The organism is Dokdonia sp. Hel_I_53 (assembly GCF_007827465.1).
GTDB lineage: Bacteria > Bacteroidota > Bacteroidia > Flavobacteriales > Flavobacteriaceae > Dokdonia.
Map to the genome: position 1 here is coordinate 2,173,713 of NZ_VISL01000001.1, position 19,816 is coordinate 2,193,528.

Annotated in this window: 22 protein-coding genes and 1 tRNA gene; 17 read left to right on the forward strand and 6 right to left on the reverse strand. The window is 35.8% G+C overall.

Annotation, left to right across the window (positions count from 1 at the left end; all coding sequences use genetic code 11):
* Window positions 1–121 precede the first annotated feature (121 nt).
* Window positions 122–1,033 carry a DMT family transporter gene (locus OD90_RS09780; protein ID WP_144668992.1) on the forward strand — a complete coding sequence of 304 codons (912 nt, stop codon included), beginning with the start codon at window positions 122–124 and terminating at the stop codon, window positions 1,031–1,033.
* A gap of 72 nt (window positions 1,034–1,105) precedes the next feature.
* Here OD90_RS09780 and pckA read toward each other — a convergent pair whose 3' ends face one another.
* On the reverse strand, window positions 1,106–2,719 hold the full coding sequence (gene pckA, locus OD90_RS09785) for a phosphoenolpyruvate carboxykinase (ATP) (protein ID WP_144668993.1): 1,614 nt from the start codon (window positions 2,717–2,719) through the stop codon (window positions 1,106–1,108).
* A gap of 75 nt (window positions 2,720–2,794) precedes the next feature.
* Window positions 2,795–3,175 carry a DUF423 domain-containing protein gene (locus OD90_RS09790; protein WP_144668994.1) on the reverse strand — a complete coding sequence of 127 codons (381 nt, stop codon included), beginning with the start codon at window positions 3,173–3,175 and terminating at the stop codon, window positions 2,795–2,797.
* 69 nt (window positions 3,176–3,244) lie between these two features.
* On the opposite strand from OD90_RS09790, the gene OD90_RS09795 reads away from it, so the two are divergent.
* Both OD90_RS09795 and OD90_RS09800 read left to right on the forward strand, forming a co-directional pair.
* Window positions 3,245–4,615, forward strand: coding sequence for a saccharopine dehydrogenase family protein (locus OD90_RS09795; RefSeq protein WP_144668995.1), 1,371 nt, complete (start codon window positions 3,245–3,247; stop codon window positions 4,613–4,615).
* A 120-nt stretch (window positions 4,616–4,735) separates the two neighbouring features.
* Window positions 4,736–5,206, forward strand: coding sequence for an Lrp/AsnC ligand binding domain-containing protein (locus OD90_RS09800; RefSeq protein ID WP_144668996.1), 471 nt, complete (start codon window positions 4,736–4,738; stop codon window positions 5,204–5,206).
* A 70-nt stretch (window positions 5,207–5,276) separates the two neighbouring features.
* Here OD90_RS09800 and OD90_RS09805 read toward each other — a convergent pair whose 3' ends face one another.
* Window positions 5,277–5,621, reverse strand: coding sequence for a TM2 domain-containing protein (locus tag OD90_RS09805; RefSeq protein WP_144668997.1), 345 nt, complete (start codon window positions 5,619–5,621; stop codon window positions 5,277–5,279).
* 49 nt (window positions 5,622–5,670) lie between these two features.
* Between OD90_RS09805 and OD90_RS09810 the strand changes: the two genes are divergently transcribed.
* Window positions 5,671–6,549 carry a hypothetical protein gene (locus OD90_RS09810; RefSeq protein ID WP_144668998.1) on the forward strand — a complete coding sequence of 293 codons (879 nt, stop codon included), beginning with the start codon at window positions 5,671–5,673 and terminating at the stop codon, window positions 6,547–6,549.
* 149 nt (window positions 6,550–6,698) lie between these two features.
* Here the strand turns inward: OD90_RS09810 and ahcY are convergent, their stop codons facing one another.
* The gene (gene ahcY, locus OD90_RS09815; protein ID WP_144668999.1) at window positions 6,699–8,015 is read right to left on the reverse strand and encodes an adenosylhomocysteinase; all 1,317 of its coding nucleotides are present in this window, start codon (window positions 8,013–8,015) and stop codon (window positions 6,699–6,701) included.
* Window positions 8,016–8,087: 72 nt separating this feature from the next.
* On the opposite strand from ahcY, the gene OD90_RS09820 reads away from it, so the two are divergent.
* The 12 genes from OD90_RS09820 to msrA all read left to right on the forward strand — a co-directional run bounded on the left by OD90_RS09820 (window position 8,088) and on the right by msrA (window position 17,725).
* Complete coding sequence (locus OD90_RS09820; protein WP_144669000.1) at window positions 8,088–8,741, forward strand: 4'-phosphopantetheinyl transferase family protein; 654 nt, start codon at window positions 8,088–8,090, stop codon at window positions 8,739–8,741.
* Window positions 8,742–8,800: 59 nt separating this feature from the next.
* On the forward strand, window positions 8,801–9,529 hold the full coding sequence (locus OD90_RS09825; protein ID WP_144669001.1) for a geranylgeranylglyceryl/heptaprenylglyceryl phosphate synthase: 729 nt from the start codon (window positions 8,801–8,803) through the stop codon (window positions 9,527–9,529).
* 18 nt (window positions 9,530–9,547) lie between these two features.
* The gene (locus OD90_RS09830; RefSeq protein ID WP_144669002.1) at window positions 9,548–10,507 is read left to right on the forward strand and encodes a carboxypeptidase-like regulatory domain-containing protein; all 960 of its coding nucleotides are present in this window, start codon (window positions 9,548–9,550) and stop codon (window positions 10,505–10,507) included.
* A 17-nt stretch (window positions 10,508–10,524) separates the two neighbouring features.
* Window positions 10,525–10,785 carry a hypothetical protein gene (locus tag OD90_RS09835; protein WP_144669003.1) on the forward strand — a complete coding sequence of 87 codons (261 nt, stop codon included), beginning with the start codon at window positions 10,525–10,527 and terminating at the stop codon, window positions 10,783–10,785.
* Window positions 10,769–11,401, forward strand: coding sequence for a nicotinamide riboside transporter PnuC (pnuC, locus tag OD90_RS09840; RefSeq protein WP_144669004.1), 633 nt, complete (start codon window positions 10,769–10,771; stop codon window positions 11,399–11,401). Before OD90_RS09835 ends, pnuC begins: the two co-directional genes overlap by 17 nt.
* Window positions 11,362–11,922, forward strand: coding sequence for an AAA family ATPase (locus OD90_RS09845; protein ID WP_144669005.1), 561 nt, complete (start codon window positions 11,362–11,364; stop codon window positions 11,920–11,922). Before pnuC ends, OD90_RS09845 begins: the two co-directional genes overlap by 40 nt.
* Window positions 11,922–13,475 carry a DUF4301 family protein gene (locus OD90_RS09850; RefSeq protein WP_144669006.1) on the forward strand — a complete coding sequence of 518 codons (1,554 nt, stop codon included), beginning with the start codon at window positions 11,922–11,924 and terminating at the stop codon, window positions 13,473–13,475. The genes OD90_RS09845 and OD90_RS09850 overlap by 1 nt, the downstream gene beginning before the upstream one ends.
* Window positions 13,476–13,563: 88 nt before the next feature.
* Entirely contained in the window at window positions 13,564–14,862 is a 1,299-nt protein-coding gene (locus OD90_RS09855) for a DASH family cryptochrome (RefSeq protein WP_144669007.1), read from the forward strand.
* Window positions 14,862–16,397 carry a cryptochrome/photolyase family protein gene (locus tag OD90_RS09860; protein WP_144669008.1) on the forward strand — a complete coding sequence of 512 codons (1,536 nt, stop codon included), beginning with the start codon at window positions 14,862–14,864 and terminating at the stop codon, window positions 16,395–16,397. The genes OD90_RS09855 and OD90_RS09860 overlap by 1 nt, the downstream gene beginning before the upstream one ends.
* A 22-nt stretch (window positions 16,398–16,419) precedes the next feature.
* Window positions 16,420–16,719 carry a TIGR03643 family protein gene (locus OD90_RS09865; protein WP_144669009.1) on the forward strand — a complete coding sequence of 100 codons (300 nt, stop codon included), beginning with the start codon at window positions 16,420–16,422 and terminating at the stop codon, window positions 16,717–16,719.
* 45 nt (window positions 16,720–16,764) lie between these two features.
* Window positions 16,765–17,190 carry a DUF2452 domain-containing protein gene (locus OD90_RS09870; RefSeq protein WP_144669010.1) on the forward strand — a complete coding sequence of 142 codons (426 nt, stop codon included), beginning with the start codon at window positions 16,765–16,767 and terminating at the stop codon, window positions 17,188–17,190.
* Entirely contained in the window at window positions 17,183–17,725 is a 543-nt protein-coding gene (gene msrA, locus OD90_RS09875; RefSeq protein ID WP_144669011.1) for a peptide-methionine (S)-S-oxide reductase MsrA, read from the forward strand. The genes OD90_RS09870 and msrA overlap by 8 nt, the downstream gene beginning before the upstream one ends.
* Before the next feature lie 27 nt (window positions 17,726–17,752).
* Here msrA and OD90_RS09880 read toward each other — a convergent pair whose 3' ends face one another.
* The gene (locus OD90_RS09880) at window positions 17,753–18,337 is read right to left on the reverse strand and encodes a hypothetical protein (RefSeq protein ID WP_144669012.1); all 585 of its coding nucleotides are present in this window, start codon (window positions 18,335–18,337) and stop codon (window positions 17,753–17,755) included.
* Window positions 18,338–18,755: 418 nt separating this feature from the next.
* Between OD90_RS09880 and OD90_RS09885 the strand changes: the two genes are divergently transcribed.
* Window positions 18,756–18,829, forward strand: a tRNA-Asn gene (locus OD90_RS09885).
* 73 nt (window positions 18,830–18,902) lie between these two features.
* On the opposite strand, the gene OD90_RS09890 is transcribed toward OD90_RS09885, so the two are convergent.
* Window positions 18,903–19,778 carry a diacylglycerol/lipid kinase family protein gene (locus OD90_RS09890; protein ID WP_144669013.1) on the reverse strand — a complete coding sequence of 292 codons (876 nt, stop codon included), beginning with the start codon at window positions 19,776–19,778 and terminating at the stop codon, window positions 18,903–18,905.
* Between the last annotated feature and the right edge of the window lie 38 nt (window positions 19,779–19,816).

The following is a 19,816-nucleotide window of genomic DNA, read 5'->3' on the forward strand; positions in this document are numbered from 1 at the left end:
TAGCTTCCTTTTTTTAATACGATCATATTTAAATAATTCTTTTTTAATTTTTTTTAAATAACAGGGTCGCTCAAAACTTCTTGAAACTTAATTGTCGAAATTTGCCACTTAAATTTTTAAGATGCCAAACAAGTCACTAAAGTGGATTTACCTTGTCGTGTTATCCATAATTTGGGGTAGCTCATTCATACTTATTAAAAAAGGACTCATAGGGCTTTCCGCTTTACAACTAGGAGCTTTACGTATACTATTTTCAGCTTTACTATTATTAGTTTTTGGTTGGAGAAGTCTTAAAGGCATTCAGAAAATAGCGTGGAAGTGGATAGGCATATCTGCAGTTTTAGGGACAGGTGTTCCCGTGTTCCTATTTGCGTTTGCCGAAACTGAAATAGATAGTGCCGTAGTGGGAATTCTCAACTCAAGTGTGCCATTACTAGCTTTTATTTTTGGAATAATGTTATTCGGCGCAAAATTTATGAAGCAACAATTTCTTGGAGTAATTATTGGCTTAATAGGATCTGCCGCTTTAATTTACATAGGAGCACAAGTAAATGAGGATCAAAATTACTGGTATGCATCTTTAGTGATTTTTGCAGCTTCGTTGTATGCACTCAATGTAAATATTATTAAACGTTACTTACAAGAGGTGAGCGCTATTGCGATAGCGGCAGGAAACTTTGTTTTCTTAATTATCCCAGCGATCTTAATATTAATACTGTCAGACTTTTTTGAGTTGCCTATTGTAGAAAACGAAGGTGTACAAAAATCGATTGGATTTGTGGTGCTTCTTTCCATCTTTGGGACGGCAATTGCAAAAGTGATGTTCAATAAATTAGTACAGATAAGTAATCCTGTATTCGCATCTTCTGTAACTTATCTCATGCCCATTATCTCCGTAATGTGGGGCTTAGTAGATGGTGAGAATTTTACTATTTTACAATTTATAGCAACGCTCCTTATTTTAACTGGCGTTTACATTGGAAATACATCAAAAGCTAAAGCAATAAAGAAGAACAAATCTTTTGAAAATTAACGCTTTCGCGAAAGCAAAAAAAAAGCGACTTACAATTGTGTAAGTCGCTTGTGAATTTAAATTATGTAAAGATTACCCTTTTATAGGTGCACCAGCAAGAATTTCATCACTTGCGTAGCTTTCAAACTTTTTAAAGTTATCCTTAAAAGCCTTTGCTAGTTTATTTGCAGTAGCATAATATCCTTCGTCGTTATTCCAAGTCTTTCTTGAGCTTAATACTTCGCTAGGAACGCCGGGTACTTCTCTAGGTTCGTATAATCCAAAGACAGAATGCATATGGTAGTCTTCTTTAGACATTCCCTCAGGAAGTTTGCCTTCTAATGCCGCAGAAATCATGGCTCTTGTATATTTTAGTGGCATACGGTGTCCTGTTCCGTAAGCTCCTCCAGTCCATCCTGTGTTGATTAACCAAACATTCACACCAGTTTCTTTCATCTTTGCACTTAACATCTCTGCATATTTTGTAGGATGCAAAGGCATAAACGGTGCTCCAAAACAAGCTGAAAAACTTGGTTGAGGTTCTGTAACTCCAGCTTCTGTACCCGCTACCTTTGCAGTATATCCACTTATAAAGTGGTATGCAGCTTGACCTGGTGTAAGCTTAGATATAGGAGGCAATACCCCAAAAGCATCTGCCGTTAGGAAGAATACATTTTTAGGATTTTTAGCCAATGAAGGCTCTTTAATATTATCAATATGGTGAATAGGGTAACTTACTCTTGTGTTCTGAGTAATTGAAGTATCTGAAAAGTCAACTTCACCCTTTTCATTTAAAATTACGTTTTCTAATATCGCTCCTGGTTTGATAGCGTTGTAGATATCTGGCTCGTTTTCTTGAGATAGATTAATCACCTTTGCGTAACAACCACCTTCAAAGTTGAAGATGGTATTCTCTTTTGTCCAGCCGTGCTCATCATCACCTATCAATTTACGCTCTGGGTCTGCAGAGAGTGTGGTCTTTCCTGTACCAGAAAGTCCGAAGAAAATGGCTGTTTCACCATCGTCACCCACGTTTGCACTACAGTGCATAGGTAGGGTCTCTTTTTCAACTGGTAAAATAAAATTAAGTGCTGAGAAAATACCTTTCTTAATCTCTCCAGTATATCCAGTACCACCTATAATAATAGTTTTCTCAGTAAAAGAAAGTATAGCAAAATTACTCTGGCGTGTACCGTCTACTTCAGGGTCTGCAAGAAATCCTGGTGCATTTAAAATAGTCCACTCAGGTGTGAAGTTTTCAAGCTCTACATTTGTAGGCCTTAAAAACATATTATAAGCAAACATGTTAGACCATGGATACTCATTAATTACTCTTATGTTAAGTTTATACTCTTTATCTGCACATGCATAGCTATCACGTACATAAAGTTCTTTACCAGAAAGGTAGTCTGTAACTTTATCTCTTAATTTGGCAAAGTTTTCACTACTAAAAGGTATGTTGATATCACCCCACCATACTTTATCTTCAGTCTTATCATCTTTTACAATAAACCTATCTAATGGTGAGCGTCCCGTGAACTTTCCAGTATTAACTGCAAGTGCTCCAGAAGAAGCTGTTTTACCCATATCATTTTCTACAGAAAGCTCGTGTAGCTTTTCTGGGGATAATTGATAGTGTACTTTGGCATTTGTAATGTTTGTATAATCAAGCGAAATTTTCTTAAAATTCAGTGTTTCTGAAGTCATAAAGGGTGATTTGAGTTTGATGTATCAGGCAAATGTAGAAAGAATTAAAATCCTACTATAACGATTGCGATAAGTTTATTTAAGTTTAACAAATTGATAGACAAGTATTGCCCAGGAAATTATTAGAAAAGTGCCTCCCAAAGGAGTTAAAAGTGCAATTTTTGTAAAATCTATACTTGAAAGATTATTTGTTGCAAGCCCATAAATTGAACCCGAGAATAATAGGATCCCCGCAAGTAATAAAATAAAAAGTGCTTTTTTTATCTTTTGACTTATATCAAAAGTTGGGATGAGCAATAATAATAAGGAATGATACATTTGATATTTCACCCCAGTTTCAAAAGTTGTGATTGATGCGGTATCGATAAGTTTCTCTAGTGCATGAGCACCAAATGCTCCTATTATAACAGCTAATAGTCCAAATATTGCTCCTGCAATTCTTAACTTTTTATCCATAAAATTGCGATTAAATCGCCTGCAAATATCGTAATTTCACCTCGCAAAATTACAAAAACACATAATTAGATGCGTAAGATTCTCATCATTGGTGCAGGAAAATCTGCTAGCCAACTCATAAAATATTTATTAGATAAGGCTTCGACTGAGTCTCTAGAAATTACTATAGGTGACCTTTCTTTAAATAATGCAAAAAAACTTTTAAAAAATCACCCAGCTGGTAAAGCAATAGCGCTTGATGTCTTTGACAAAGAACAGCGAGAAGCTGCCGTAGCAGACTCAGACATTGTAGTATCCATGCTTCCAGCTCGGTTCCATATTGAAGTTGCGAGAGATTGCCTAACGTATGGTAAATCCATGGTGACGGCTTCCTATATTTCTGATGAAATGCAAGAACTTGATCCTTATGTAAAAGAAAAAGGACTTGTGTTTATGAATGAAATAGGGCTGGATCCTGGTATAGACCATATGAGTGCGATGCAAGTAATAGATCGTATCCGTGCAAAAGGAGGGAAGATGATTCTCTTTGAATCTTTTACAGGGGGGCTTGTTGCTCCAGAAAGTGATACCAATCTTTGGAACTATAAGTTTACATGGAATCCACGTAACGTAGTGCTTGCAGGACAAGGAGGTGCAGCAGAATTTATACAAGAAGGAACCTATAAATATATTCCTTACCAAAGACTTTTTAGACGTACAGAGTTTTTAGAAATAGAAGGCCACGGTCGTTTCGAAGGATATGCAAACAGAAACTCACTTAAATATAGATCTGTTTATGGATTAGAAGATATCCCAACTCTTTATAGAGGTACAATAAGACGCGTTGGTTTTTCTAGAGCTTGGCAAATGTTTGTATTGTTAGGTATGACAGACGATAGTTACACGCTTCAAAAAACTGAGGAAATGAGCTACCGAGACTTTACGAATCTATTTTTACCTTATTCCCCAACAGATTCTGTTGAATTAAAACTACGTCACTATCTCAAAATAGATCAAGATGATTTGCTTTGGGATAAGATTTTAGAATTAGATCTTTTTAATGAGCATAAAAAAATAGGTCTTAAAGCAGCTACCCCCGCACAATGCCTTCAAAAAATTCTAGAAGATAAGTGGACACTTGATCCAGAAGATAAAGATATGATTGTGATGTATCACAAATTTGGTTATGAATTAGATGGTAAGAAGAAACAAATTGACGCTACTATGGTAAACATTGGGGCAGATCAAGTAGAGACTGCGATGGCTCGTACGGTAGGTTTACCTGTTGCTATGGCAACGCTTCGCATACTTAATAAGCAAATAACTACACCAGGAGTTCAACTACCTATTTCTAAAGAAGTTTATGAGCCTATTTTAAAAGAACTTGAAAATTACGGAATAACTTTTAAGGAATATGAGGTAGAGTATCTAGGTTATAATCCTAATAATGTAGGGGGGTAAATGAGAAGTAGATATTCGCTTTCGCGAAAGCGGAATAGGATAAAAAGTTTATTTTAAGCCAAATGATTACAGTTTCATATCATTTATTAACTTGTAGTTATAAAATAATAAGCGCCTTTTATGAAAATAGTTAAAGATGAACTTGTAATTGACGGTATAGATAAAATTATTCTACGCTCATTGATGGAAGATGCGCGTAAACCTGTATTAGAAATTGCGCGTAAAGTAGGAATTTCTGGTGCAGCAATACACCAGCGATTACGTAAGCTTGAAAAATCTGGTTTAATTGCAGGCTCTAAATTTATAATTAACCCTAGAGTTCTTGGATACAGAACACAGGCATTTATAGGAGTGTATTTAGATAGAGCGGCAAATAATGCCAGAGCAGTGCGACAACTTAAAGACATTCCTGAGGTTTTAGAATGCCATTATACCACTGGAAACTGGTCCGTCCTCATTAAGATTCTTTGCAAGAATAATGAAGATCTCATGCACTTACTGAATAAAAAAATTCAAGCAATAGATGGAGTTTCACGTACCGAAACATTTATTTCTTTAGATCAACAAATTGATCGGCAAATAAAGATTTAAAGTAAGACAAAACTTAATCCAAAAAAGCCTCCTAATGGAGGCTTTTTTAATAAATAAAAGTTGACTTTTATTAGAGCCCAGGATAGTTTCCAGTAAGTATATCAATACCATCGATAATCCACCAGATACCTAGACCTCCTAATGTTAGAATGAATAAGATGTTCCATCCAATAGGGCTTCCTAAATACCATCTGTGAGCAGCAAAACCTCCAAGGAATAACCATAGTAGGATAGCTACAAGCTGGCGATCTGCTTCAACTGCAGCTGGAGAAGTAAGCGTCTCAGCATTAGTATCTTCAGTAAGAGTTTCACCTTCCATAGCGATCACAGCTGTACGTTGTACTGGGAAGCCAGCATAAGTATTTGTAACAGCAAGCATTACGAACGCAAATAATAATGTAATTTTGAGTCTCATAGTTTGTATTAAATTGATTAGACCTAACTAAAATACCTAAAAAACTGATATGACATTTAAATATATTCTTTTTTCTATTGCTTTTTTATTTTGTTGTTCTAGTTTTTCTCAGACAGAAACCTACGAATACCTAGGTGTGATTAAACTTAACGATAGTGCCTTTATTCCCTACAAACTTGCTTTTGAAGAATTAGATGGTAAAATAGAAGGGTTTTCTGTTGCAGATTTAGGAGGAAAGCACGAGACAAAATCTAATATCATTGGTAATTTTAATCAAGAGGATAAGACATTTACTTTTAAAGAATACGATATCGTTTACACAAAGTCACCTATTACAGAGCTAGATATGTGCCTAGTAAATTTTAAGGGGAAGATGCGCAATTTAAATAAAAGTAAAGCCTTTAGTGGTGATTTTAAAGGATTTTACCCAGATGAAAGTGCCTGCCTTAATGGTATGATCATAATGTCTGCTTCTGATCAAGTCAAAGAGCGAATTGAAAAGATGGATCGTAAAATCCAGAAGTCAAAAAAAGTCAGTCAGGAAATTAAAGATAAAATTTCAGCAAAGAGAGCGGTTGATACGCTTACCATGAGTATTGTAAAAAAGGATGAGAACCTAAACATATTCACTAAAACAAAGAAGGTGATGGTTTCTATCTATGACTCTGGAAAAGTAGATAATGATCGTATAAATTTATACGTAGATGATGTTTTAGTGCTGGGAGACTATTCGATTGAAAAAACTAAAAAGCAAATTCCTATAGATATAACTAAACCATTAACAGTAGTTCGTGTAGAAGCTTTAGATGAAGGTACATCTGCTCCTAACACTGTTAAAGTTGAAATTCAAGATGGACCAAGCTTGATTACAACCAGAACAAGTTTAAAAACTGGTGAGAAGGCAGAACTTACCTTGGTGAAACAGTAAAAAGAAAGTGCTGTTTATTTAATTGCAAAAGATAAAACCCACTCTACAAACGTGGGTTTTTATCTTTTTAACTTTCGCGAAAGCGGTGTTTTAATTCATTCTCTCTAAGCTACACTTCAAGAAAGATCAAACCGCCTCAACTTAGAATTTTAGTATCGGTAATATTCTGGCTTAAAAGGTCCTTCTACGGTTACACCTATATATTCTGCTTGTTCTTGAGAAAGTGTTTCAAGTTCAGCGCCTAGGCGTGATAAGTGTAATTGTGCAACTTTCTCATCTAGATGCTTAGGAAGCATGTAAACTTCATTCTTGTAGTTCTCACCATTTTTCCAAAGCTCAATCTGTGCAAGTGTTTGGTTTGTAAATGAGTTACTCATCACAAAACTTGGGTGACCTGTAGCGCATCCTAAGTTTACGAGACGACCTTCTGCTAGTAAGATAATGTCTTTACCATCAATAGTATATTTATCTACCTGTGGTTTGATCTCATCTTTAGTATCACCGTAGTTCTCGTTAAGCCAAGCGACTTGTATTTCATTATCAAAGTGACCAATATTACAAACAATTACTTTATCGCGCATAGCTTTAAAGTGCTCACCACGAATAATGTCTTTATTTCCAGTTGTTGTGATTACGATATCTGCATTCCCTACAACAGATTCTAATTTTTTAACTTCAAAACCATCCATAGCTGCTTGCAGTGCACAAATAGGATCAATCTCAGTAACTGTCACGATAGATCCTGCACCTTTAAAAGAAGCGGAAGTACCTTTTCCTACATCTCCATATCCACAAACAACAACACGTTTTCCTGCAAGCATGGTGTCTGTAGCACGACGTATTGCATCTACTGCACTCTCACGACACCCGTATTTATTGTCAAATTTTGACTTAGTTACAGAGTCATTTACATTAATAGCTGGCATAGGTAACGTTCCGTTCTTAACACGCTCGTATAATCTATGTACACCAGTTGTAGTCTCCTCTGATAGACCTTTGATGTCTCCAGCAAGTTCTGGGTAACGGTCAAGAACCATATTGGTAAGATCACCTCCATCGTCAAGTATCATATTAAGTGGCTTGCGATCTTCTCCAAAGAAAAGTGTTTGCTCGATACACCAGTCAAATTCCTCCTCATTCATACCCTTCCAAGCATACACAGGGATTCCTGCATCTGCAATAGCTGCTGCTGCTTGATCTTGTGTAGAAAATATGTTACAAGAAGACCAAGTTACATCTGCTCCTAACGCTTTTAAAGTTTCAATAAGGACAGCAGTTTGGATAGTCATGTGAAGACATCCGGCAATGCGTGCTCCTTTAAGTGGTTGCTCATCACCATATTCTTCACGTAAAGACATCAAACCTGGCATCTCTGCCTCTGCGAGTTCAATTTCTTTGCGTCCCCATGCTGCTAGGGAAATATCTTTTACTTTGTACGGTACGTACGCTACTGTCTTTGTGCTCATTTTCTTATCTTTAATGTTCGTTTATAACGAGTTGCAAAATTAAGCAATACCTTACAGAAAACCTTCTAAAGTATGCCACTTTACAAAACCATCCCAGTTTCTAAGACAACCACCGTCTATATTTGGAAAATTGAGGAGGATTTAGCTACGCTTTCGCGAAAATTTTATACCAATCAAGATCCATCAAAACCCTTACAGCTCTCTCCAAATTCTCTGTATAGATTGGCTCATATGAAATCAGAGCTGCATCAGCGAGGTTTTATGAGCATCCGTCATTTGTTGAATGAGGCGGGATACACCGATTTTGATCTCTATTATGATAAAAGTGGAAAGCCACACCTTACTGATGAAAAATATATAAGTATTACCCATAGCTACCACTTTTCGGCTGTTATTATAAGCGATAAGCCGGTAGGTATAGACATTGAAAAGCAGCGAGACAAAATTTTGCGTATCGCTCAAAAGTTTACACCTATTGAAGAATATTATACGCTTACAAGTGCAGAAGCTCGTGTAAGAAAGCTAACTATCGTCTGGGGCGCCAAAGAATCATTATACAAATTATATGCGCAAGAAGGACTAAGCTTTTTGAATCATATTGATGTAGAAGATTTTAACTTTGATGATGGCACGACAACAGCACAGATTAATTATAATGGAACGATTTCTGATTACCGATTGACATTCCTAGAAATGGAAGGCTTTACGTGTGTGTATGGATGGTGATAGTAATAACAGTATTGATGTTTATAACTCTTTAATTCTAGCTTTCTTACTTTAGTTTCGTGTCCATATATTCTGATATTCTCAACGCACACAATGCGCAAAAAAAATTACTAGCAATCCTCATTGATCCAGATAAGTTTGAGCTGAATTACGCTTTCGCGAAAGCGTACCTCAAAAAATTACCCTATAACACAACGCATTTATTTATAGGGGGAAGTACAGATTCAAACCAAAAAACCGATCATGTTGTAAAAATGCTTAAAGATCAAACAGACTTGCCTGTTGTGCTATTTCCAGGAAGTTACAGTCAAGTCACACCAGCTGCAGACGCATTGTTGTTTTTATCATTACTCTCTGGTGATAATCCAGAGTTTTTAATAGGGCAGCAAATAAAGGCGGCTAGGATAGTACAAAAAAGTAATCTTGAAGTTATACCTACAGCATATATACTTATTGATGGTGGCACAATATCTGCCGTGCAGCGGGTGAGTAAAACGTTACCCATGCCGCAGTATCATGAAGAACAAATTGTAGCCACATCTCTGGCAGGGGAGTATCTAGGGAAAAAATTACTCTATCTAGAAGCAGGTAGTGGAGCTAAGACGGCGGTTAAAGAATCAATAATTACGGCTGTAAGCGATGCAGTGTCGATACCAATAATTGTGGGGGGTGGTATAAAATCCCAATCACAGATATGTAAAGCATATGAGGCTGGGGCAACCTTAGTGGTTGTCGGCACAGCTTTTGAAGATAATAGCTGGGAGAGCTCGGAAAATGAGTCTTCTTAAATTATTACATTTGTTATTATGAGATTTTTTATAGCAGTTCTAATGTTCTTTATAAGTGCGCAACTTTTTGGGCAGAACATTTTTATTCTCGATCAAACAAATCAAACGCCAGTTTCATTTGCAACAATCTCCTTTGGTGATGGTCGTGGTACTTTTGCTGGAGATCAAGGAGAATTTACTTTTGAGCTTGATAAATATGTTGATATTGACACCCTTTTCATATCTTCTATAGGGTATGGAGAGAAAGCTTTTGCAACAAAAACATTACCTCAAAAACTTTTCTTGTTGCCTGAAACAAGTGAATTAGAAGAGGTAATATTGATTGGTGAAAAAAGGGGGAAATTCAAAAAACGTAAACTTAAAGAAACCACGCACACTGAATACTTTACAAGTTGGCTACCTACTGTAGAGAGTGAGGTCGCTGTATTTTTTAAAAGGGAGGAAGGAAAATCAACAAAAATTGCCCAACTTAAAATTCCAATTAACTCAGAAAAGGAATTTAGAAAAAAAGGAAATCTAAAATTCTCGACATTGTTTAGAATTCAATTTTACAAAAATGATAATGGCATTCCTGGTAAAGCGATGGTGCATAAGGATATTATCTTTCGCGTAAGCGAGAAAAACGATGAAGTTTTTGAACTTGATATTGATAAACATCAAATTTTCATTCCCGAAAATGGTTTATTTGCTTCCCTCCAAGTTTTAGGGTATGCAGATCCTCAAGGTAAACTAATACAGACCAAAAAGTATAATGAAATTGAAACCCCTAGAGGTGTTCAAAAGGTATCTGTTACCTTTAGGCCGTTGTTACCATTCACAAACAAACTCCCTAATCAAAAGACTTTCGTACGTCGAATATTCTTTAACGATAAACAGTGGCAAGTTTTTGATAGAACCTATAATGTAAATTCAAATCTTGTGAAAATGGGATTTGTAAACTATGGAATGGGAGCGGTTTTACATGTTTATAAAGATTAATTAATCCACATACTTTAATGGAAATTTCTGTAGAGCTCACGTTTTCACCCCTTCAAAATCAATTTGAAAAACCTATTCAAGAATTTATAAAAACATTGCGAAGTAGTGGTTTTGAAATATTAGAGAACCCACTATCAACGCAAGTATACGGGGATTACACTCAGGTGATGACCTTCCTTACCGCTGCTATCGAAAAAAGCTTAGGCGACGTAGATAACGGATTGTTTTATATGAAAATTGTTAAATCAGACCGTTCTGACTATGTCCCAAATTTTTGATTTTCTCTTCGGGCAATATGCAGGGTATGACACCACAGACATTGTTTTAGAAATTGTAGCGGCAGTTTTTACGATAGCATCAGTTTGGTATTCTAAAAAGAACAATGTTTTAGTATTCCCAACTGGTATGGTGTGTACGGCAATATTTGTCTACTTGCTTTTAAAGTGGGGGTTGCTAGGCGATATGATGATTAATGGGTATTACTTCATTATGAGTGTTTATGGCTGGTATGTATGGACACGTCGTGTTGAAGGAGATGAGGTTACACCAATCACCACTACATCAAAGAAAGAGCATGTTATATCTTTATTTATATTTATAGCAACGGTATTCTTTGTGTATGCAGTATATCTGTTTTTTGACAAGATAGAGTCATGGATTTCCTACATAGATATGCTTACTACTGGGATTTTCTTCGTGGGGATGTGGCTTATGGCAAAGCGTAAAATCGAAAATTGGATTTACTGGATTATAGGAGACATTATTACTGTGCCATTGTATTTTTATAAAGGATTAACCTTTAGCAGTATTTTATATTTAGCACTTACAATCATTGCTGTTTACGGATATTTAGAATGGAAGAAGAACTTAGACAAATCAAAAGCGATTGCATAAGAGTATGTCTTTTTGGACCAGAGAGCAGTGGGAAAAGTACGCTTTCGCGAAAGCTTTCAGAGCACTATAACGCACCCCTAGTACCAGAGTTTGCTCGGGAATATTTACAAGAATTATGGGAAAATAAAGGTAAAATTTGCAGACCTAAAGACCTAATCCCTATTGCTGTTGGTCAAATGAAGCTTGAAAACGAAGCGGCAAAGAGCACAGATAGGCTTATTATATGCGATACAGATTTACTTTCAACAAAGGTTTACAGCGAAGCCTATTATGATGGATGGGCTCCAGAACTTCTCAAAAAAATGGCTCTAGAAAACACCTATGATTTATATATCTTAACGTATGTTGATACACCTTGGGAAGCAGATGATTTAAGGGATAGGCCAGAAAGAAGAGAAGAGATGTTTGGTTATTTTAAGAATGAATTAGACACCAATGATAGAAAATATATACAAGTTGAAGGGAATGTAGATCAAAGATTAGAAATTGCTACGAAGAATATTAATGAGATTTTGAATTAATGCTTACAAAGAAAGATATAGAATTTATTAACGACAGAGAAAATGCTGTAGCAGAAGTGAATAAGCAATATGAAATACTCAGAAGAGGTATTGCATATACAGATTTAATTGCTCCTGCAACTGCAGGCGATGGCATCACTGTGCTAGGTACTGACCAACAAGAGAAGTTTTGTGAGGTATTTGATAAGAAGAAAACATCTCTTGATCTATTAAAATTTGTGCCTGCATCTGGAGCCGCGACACGAATGTTTAAGTTTTTATTTAAATTCTTGCATGATTATGACGTAAATAACGATACAATTAATGGGTATATAAATAAAACAAATGCGTATGATCTGAGACTTTTTTTTGTAGGGATAGAGAGCTTTCCGTTCTTTAAAAAAGTGCTTAAGCGCTTAAAAAAAGAAAGTACTTTTAAAAAATTTTCTCATGAAAATTATAATAAACTAGATTTTATTGGGATGATGTTGGATGAAGATGGGTTCGACTTTGGAAGTAAACCAAAAGGGCTTTTCCCATTTCATCTCTACAAAAATCACACGGCGACCGCGTTTGAAGAGCATTTGTTTGAAGCAGCGTCTTATAGTGCTAATAATGGCTTGGCAAATATTCACTTGACAATAAGTAAAGATCATCATGATGCTTTTAAAAAGCAATTTGATAAAAGACAATCTTATATTGAGAAAAAAACAAGAGTTAAATTCAATATATCATATTCTTATCAATTAATGGGTAGCGATACGGTTGCCCTATCAGAAACTAATGAGTTATTAAGAGATTCAAAAAATCATATTGTATTCAGACCAGGTGGGCATGGAGCACTCATTAATAACCTCAATAATCTAGTAGCAGATATAATTTTTATTAAAAATATTGACAACGTTGTTGTAGCTAAATACAGTAATGAAGTAACATTCTATAAAAAAGTATTAGCTGGAATATTGATTGAGGTTCAAGAAAAATCTTTTGCTTTTCTACAGAAACTAGATCAGGAAGCATCGCTAACGGATGAAGATTTAATAAGCATTGCTGAGTTCATCACTTCAACATTAAATACTAGGCTTAGTGCAAACTTCGAAATATTGTCAAAAGCTGAGAAAATTGAATTTCATAAAAACCAGCTAAACAAACCACTTCGGGTTTGCGGAATGGTTAAAAATGAAGGTGAACCTGGCGGTGGACCATTTTGGGTGCGTGATAAGAATGGTACTGAGAGTCTGCAAATTATTGAGAGCATTCAAATTAATCCAAATGATAAGGAGCAACAACAAATTCTAAAAAATTCAACGCATTTTAATCCTGTTGATATTGTTTGTGGCGTTAAAGATTATCAAGGTAATAAATTTAACCTGCTTGATTATGTTGATTATGATGCAGGATTTATCGCCTCAAAAAGTTTTCAAGGACAAAAAATTAAAGCACTAGAACATCCCGGTCTATGGAATGGTGCTATGGCAAACTGGAATACCATTTTTGTACAAGTTCCTCTCACTACATTTAACCCTGTAAAGACAGTAAATGACCTTCTCAAGCCAGCGCATCAAGTTAAATAAATAACTTTTGATTAATGATAAGGTTAATTTTTGTTTAATTAATTCTGATAAAACATAAACAGCATATATCTTTATAGAAATTTGATATATGGACACCGCTTTAGTATGGTTTCGCAATAATTTGAGAGTACAAGATAATACTGCACTTACAAAAGCCGTTGCCTCGGGTAATAGAGTGATGGCGGTTTATTTTTTTGATCCTAGACATTTTGAGAAGGGCGAATTCGGCTTTAAGAAGACAGAAAAATTTCGTGCTCAATTTCTTATTGAAACTGTGAGGGATCTTCAAAAAAATCTTAGAGCCTTAAATATCTCTTTACTCGTTCTACATGATAAACCAGAGCACAATTTTGAGACACTTTGTGAGAATTATGGTGTTACAGAAATACATTCTCAAAAAGAATGGACTTCAGAAGAAAATGACGTTACAAATGCTGTAGATTCTTCATTAAAAAATATAAAGCATAGTACCTACTATGACCAGTTTTTATACCATCCAGAGGATATCCCTTACGCCGATTTTAATGATATACCTAAAGTCTTTACAGTATTTAGAAAGAAGTGTGAAAAGCAGAGCAGCGTTAGAAAAATTCAGGAGGAATTGACACCACTCTCACGAGAAAATATGGTGTCTATAACAACCCGCATACCTTCATTAAGTGATTTAGGTTTTGAAGAATTTCAAAAAGATAATCGGTCTGCTTTTCCATGGGAAGGAGGGGAGCAAGCTGCTTGGTCGCGGGTAGAGGAATACTTCTGGCAGTCTAAAAATTTAAAGACTTATAAGAAAACACGTAATGGGTTAGTGGGGCAAGATTATAGCTCAAAACTCTCGGCATGGCTAGCAAATGGAGCTATCTCTGCACGGCAACTATTTTGGGAAGTACAGCGCTTTGAAGAAGAAGTGGAAAAAAATGAATCTACCTACTGGCTTATATTTGAGCTCATATGGCGTGATTTTTTCAAATACGTAAGTCTCAAACATGGCAATGCGATTTTTAAAAGAAATGGAATTCTAGATAAGGACTATCATTGGAAGTCCGAAGGAAATACTATAAACAGTTGGATTAATGGCGCTACAGAATATGACTTTGTAAATGCCAATATGATTGAACTGCGAGAGAGTGGCTGGATGTCTAACCGCGGCAGGCAAAATGTTGCCAGTTACTTTGCAAAAGAAAAAGAACAAGACTGGCGTATAGGGGCTGCATATTTTGAAAGCGTGCTTATAGATTATGATGTGCACAGTAATTATTGTAATTGGATGTATAATGCCGGTGTAGGTAATGATCCTAGAGATCGCAAGTTTAATATCAAAAGTCAGCAAGATCGCTATGATGAGAACGGTAAGTTTGTGCAGCGCTGGCTTCAAAACGAACTTTTTTAATGGGAACGCTGCGACTTATTTTGGGAGACCAGCTTAATCACAAGCACTCTTGGTATGAAGAGCAAAGTGATGAGGTTGTCTATTTTATGGCAGAGATGCGTCAAGAGACAGATTATGTGACCCATCACATTCAAAAAGTGGTGGCGTTTTTCTTGACAATGCGCAGTTTTGCAGGGTGGCTGGAGGATCGTGGTCATCGTGTGATTTATTATAATCTAGATGCTGCAGAGAATACACAATCGCTTTCAAAAAATCTTCAGCAACTTATTACTAAGGAAGCTATTTCCTGTTTTGAATACCAACTACCAGATGAGTACCGACTTGATGAGGAATTATCTCGCTTTCGCGAAAGCATAAAGATCCCAACAAATGCTTACGATACAGAGCATTTTATGACTTCAAGAACGGAGCTGGGCAAGTTTTTTGAAGGTAAGAAACAATACACAATGGAATATTTCTATCGCATGATGCGTAAGAAGTACGATATTTTAATGGTAAACGATAAAGACCCAGAAGGTGGTAAATGGAATTTTGACCACAGTAACCGAAATAAGTGGAAAGGCGACACCCTTATCCCACACGAGCGCGGTTTTAGAAAGGATGTAAGCAACATCGTACAACTGCTTAAAGACCAAAAAGTGGAAACTATGGGCCGCATTAATGAACAACACTTTAACTGGCCCACAACAAGAGCCGACGGTCTTTCGGTATTGCGTTATTTCTGTGAAAACTTGCTTGTTCATTTTGGAGATTATCAAGATGCTATGGACCCCAATCAGCCGTATTTATACCACAGCAGGCTAAGCTTTGCACTTAATAGTAAATTGATTGATCCACAAGAAGTGATTAGCTATGTAATTGACCACTGGCGAGAAAATATGGAGGAAATAGCCACTAGTCAAGTGGAAGGTTTTGTGCGGCAAATTTTAGGATGGCGAGAGTATATGCGGGGGATGTATTGGTTGCAAATGCCCGCTTTCGCGAAAGCGAACCATCTAGAAAACACTAATAAATTACCCGATTTCTACTGGACAGGAAATACTAAAATGAATTGCTTAAAATGTAGTATTACCAATAGTCTTGATGATGCCTATGCCCACCATATACAACGTTTAATGGTTACTGGTAACTATGCCTTGCTTACTATGTGCGACCCGGCTGAGGTAGATAAATGGTATTTAGGCATCTACATAGACGCCATTGAGTGGGTAGAAATTACAAACACCAGAGGAATGTCCCAATGGGCAGATGGCGGTAAAATTGCCACAAAGCCCTATGTCTCTAGCGGTAGTTATATTAATAAAATGTCTAACTACTGTAAAGGTTGCCACTATAAAGTGACCAAGAAAACGGGTGAAGATGCTTGTCCGTTTAACAGCCTTTATTGGAATTTTTTAAGTGAAAAAAGAAAGCATTTTGAACATAATAATAGAATGACGATGATGCTTAGTTTACTGGATAAAATGGACAGAAATACACTAGAAGCGCATCAAAAAAGAGCTGCAAGAATTATTGAAAATCCAGAGAACTATTAAATTATACAAACACCATCTACCCATGAAAGAAAGAGAAGAGAAAACGTTTACAGCGAGAGAATTAGATCGTATTATAGAAATGGCCTGGGAAGATCGTACAACATTTGATGCGATTAACTATCAATTTGGCATTTCAGAAAGAGAAGTCATTGACATTATGCGTAGGGAAATGAAGCCTAGTAGTTTTAGAATGTGGCGTGCACGGGTACAAGGTAGGGCGACAAAGCATGAGGCAAAACGCAGCTACGAGATGGATGATGCTAGATTTAAATGTAGTAGACAAAAACACATCACGCATAACAAAATTTCAAAAAGAAGATAATGTTTAGATTACGCTTTCGCGAAAGCGTAACTTCAGAATACTATTATGAAGAAAAAGAAACCAGATCAGGTGGTTTATAATGAGGAAAAGGAAGCCTACGATGCAGCCTTAACACCTTATGCAACAAATCTTGGCGCGCCAGCAATCGTTACAGATGATGTAACAACTTGGAAAAACACTAATATAAGTAAGGTTAATCATCAATTTAAGACTGAGTATACAGAGCTCAAGCGCAAGTATGATGAAATGATGGAGAGGTTTGAGTATAATAATTTAATCTATGCAGCAAAGTTTTCTTTTGAACCTATAGTGGGTGCAATTTATCATCTATATCGCTCAAAAAATGGAGATCCATTTTTGTCTCTCATCTCACCAGAAGAGTGCAATTGGGATTTTGCCGGAACCTTTGAATTAAAAGCAGATAAAATATGGAGCAGAATAGATGTTCCAGAAACGAAAGTAAATGAGTAAAATACAACAAGCAACACTAGGAGCAGGATGTTTCTGGTGTGTAGAGGCAGTTATACAACGATTAAAAGGAGTTTCTAATGTGGTTTCTGGCTACGCTGGAGGATCAGTTCCTGGGCATCCTACGTATCGAGAAATTTGTTCTGGACTAACGGGACATGCAGAAGTGATTCAGTTTGACTTTGATCCAGAAATCATTAAGTATGAAGAAATTCTAGCGGTTTTTATGACCACACACGATCCTACTACGTTAAATAGACAAGGCGCCGATCGTGGTACACAGTATCGCTCTGTGATATTTTATCATTCCGAAGAGCAAAAGAAAACGGCAGAGGCTGTCATTAAGTGGGTGCAGCAGTATTATGAGGACCCAATTGTTACAGAGGTTTCTGAGCTTCCTCCATTCTATGAGGCGACTCAAGAGCATCAAGATTATTACAATTCAAATAGATTACAAGGCTATTGCCGTGTGGTGATTGACCCTAAGATTGCTAAACTCAAAAGTCTATATACTCATTTATTGGTTGAAGAAAATTAATTCTTACTGATTTTTAAAAATTGAGTTTTAAGACTTTAATGTTTTTAAAATTTTTCTAGAAGCCTGCTTTTTAAAATTACTCTTGGTTAACCTAAGACTGTCTAATTGTTTTATTGCAGCCTTGGAATCATTAGCTTTTAAATATAATAATGCAGTATACCAGTATAATTGTGGCATGTACTTAGACTGCTTTTGCTTCAATTTTTTGAACATTGAAAGGTCTTGAGTTTCATTATTACTGTTAATGTAACTCATAGCCAGATAAAATGCTATGTCTTCATCATACCTATGTTTTAACGAGGCTTCAAATAAACTTGAAGCTTTAGTGTACTTTCCATCTTTATAGGCATTAAATCCATGAAAAATTAAACTGTCTGAGGATGCATTGAGCTCATTGATATCAATATTCACAGGAAAGGCTTGGTAATAGGAAACATATAAATCCTGAGCATCTGGTTTTTCTTCTAAAAATTGGTAGATTAATATTGATGAAATCATAATCGCTGCAGCGATGTAATAGAATCTATACTGTTTAGAATAGGAGAGTTGCTCAACCTCTAGCGATTCCTTAGTGAAAGATGATTTTAGTGGTTTATTTGATTGTGCATTCATAGAGCGTTGGATTCGTATTAACTTTTTGTGTTTTCAATGCCGAATATATTGAATTAGATCTGTTTTGAAGTTATACGCTTTCGCGAAAGCGGATTTAATTATAACGAGAAGTAGTATTTAAAGCACTTATTAAAATAATGATGCAAATAATAATTCTGTAACATAAGAGAATTTTCGTTTTGATAGAGCATAACCTTAATGATTTCGGTCGTAAATAGACTACTTCTTTTGAATTTGATTGATAATCAAACACTAAGAATAATTGAATTAATAGTTTATGACGTGAGGTTTAAAAATGCACACTAATTTCTAAACCGGCACCGAAAAAAAATTTCAAAAAAAACTTCAAAAAATTCTTTTTTCTTTTTGATGATTATAAAAAAGCTTTATATTTGCATCCGCTTACAAAAAGTAACACTCCTCAATAGCTCAGTTGGTTAGAGCATCTGACTGTTAATCAGAGGGTCCTAAGTTCGAGTCTTAGTTGAGGAGCTAGTAAGTAAAACCCACACAGTCCGTGTGGGTTTTTTTGTTCGTACCAGTTACAATATTAAATTGTACTATTTTAACTATTTGGCATTGCTAGAAGTAAACTCGCCGGATTAACAGTGGCTTTTATGGAGCTGTATTTACCTATATATTCCCCATCAATTTGAAGTGCAATTTTGTCATTACATTCTATGGATACAGAAGTGGTGTGATACATTTCAAAATGCTCGTCCCCAATTCTTAATCCTTCAAAAAATGTTTTAAAAATTTGCTTAACTCCTAATGTTTTAAACACAATAACTTCAAATTTTCCGTCATTAATTTTTCCTTTTGGATTAATAATGGAACCAGTTCCATATTTTTTTCCATTTGCAAATGCGACTAATATCCCTTCTGTGTTAATGGTTTGGTTATTTACAGAGATATTAAATTTAAATGGGTAATCAGAATTATACACAGTGGGTAAAACCTGGCTAGCATACCCTAGGAGGCCACTAGATCCAGATTTATCATAATTATAAATAAGCTCTGCATTTATACCAATGTCTGCAATGTGAGTACATAACTTATCATTTACCACTATAGTATCAATGGGTTTGCTCTCTCCATTAAAGGCAATTTCAAATTGCGCATCTAGTTCAGTTGGATATTCTAAGGAGGTGGCGAGACCATTTGCAGAGCCACTAGCTAGTATCCCTAAAATGAGGTCACTATGTAGTAATAGTTTTGCGACCATTCTTATGGTACCATCACCGCCAGCGACTACCACACGATCATAATTAGTTTCTCTTAATAATTTTTTGATATCCTCAGCATCATCATCACCAGAAGTTGTATATATATTTAATTTGAAATCATATAGTTTAGCAAAGGCTTGGGCTGTTGATAAGATTAGATTGTAATCAATAGAGCCTGCTGTAGGATTAATGACTAAAAGAAGATCTTTTTCCATTATATATTTATATTAGTATGATAAAGTTAAATATAATT